This window comes from Aeromicrobium sp. PFPM2_SD2, assembly GCF_057364525.1.
This window is the reverse complement of sequence record NZ_JBNFNZ010000661.1, coordinates 1-925: the sequence shown is the minus strand read 5'-3', so window position 1 is coordinate 925 and position 925 is coordinate 1. Positions and strand designations below refer to the sequence as shown.

Here is a 925-nt window from a genome sequence, read left to right as displayed (position 1 = left end):
CGGGTCGCGCGAGCACGTCGCGGCCGGCGACGTCTTCCAGGTCAACCTCACCGCGCGGCTCGAGGGGTCGTTCGCGGGCGAGCCGCTCGACCTGTTCGCGCGGGGTGTCGAGGCGCTGCGACCGGCCTACGCGGCGTTCGTCGACGCGCCCGAGGGGGCCGCCGTGAGCCTGTCGCCCGAGCTGTTCCTGCGGCGCACCGGCGACCACGTCCTGACCAGCCCGATCAAGGGCACGGCCCCGCTGTCCGCCGACCCGGACGCCCTCGTCGCCTCCGCCAAGGACCGGGCCGAGAACGTCATGATCGTCGACCTCATGCGCAACGACCTGGGCCGCGTCGCCGAGCCCGGCACCGTGCACGTCCCGGCGCTCCTGCGGGCCGAGCGGCACGCCGTCTGGCACCTGGTCTCCGACGTCGTCGCGACCCTCCCCGCCGGGCACGTCGCCCGGCGCGCTGCTGCGCGCGACGTTCCCGCCCGGGTCGGTCACGGGAGCCCCCAAGGTGCGGGCGATGGAGCTGATCGACGAGATCGAGCCCACCGCCCGCGAGGCGTACACCGGCGCCCTCGGCCGGGTCGGTCCCGGCGGCCTCGAGCTCAACGTCGCCATCCGGACGTTCGAGGTCGCGCGCGGACGCGTGTGGCTGGGGGTCGGCGGCGGCGTCGTGCACGACTCCGACCCCGCTGCCGAGTACGCGGAGTGCCTGGTCAAGGCGCGTCCGCTCGTCGAGGCCGTCGGCGGGTCCCTCGCTCCCGAGCCGGTCCGCACCGAGCGGCCGTCGGTCCCGGTGACGCCTCCGCCGCCGTGGCGGGCCGACGTCGCGCAGGGCGTCTTCGAGACGGCGCTCGTGGTCGACGGGCAGGTCCGGCACCTCGACGAGCACCTCGCCCGGCTGACGGCCAGCGTCGAGCGGCTGTGGGGCGTGAC

General features: G+C 76.2%; 1 protein-coding gene and 1 pseudogene. Both read left to right on the top strand.

Features of this window, described 5'->3' with window-relative positions; all coding sequences use genetic code 11:
• A pseudogene (locus AC2W7G_RS17250) lies at positions 1 to 412 on the top strand (chorismate-binding protein); the annotation flags it as partial.
• A 97-nt stretch (positions 413 to 509) separates the two neighbouring features.
• Positions 510 to 925 (top strand): chorismate-binding protein (locus AC2W7G_RS17245; protein ID WP_485869519.1); only part of this gene is annotated, 416 nt, incomplete at its 3' end.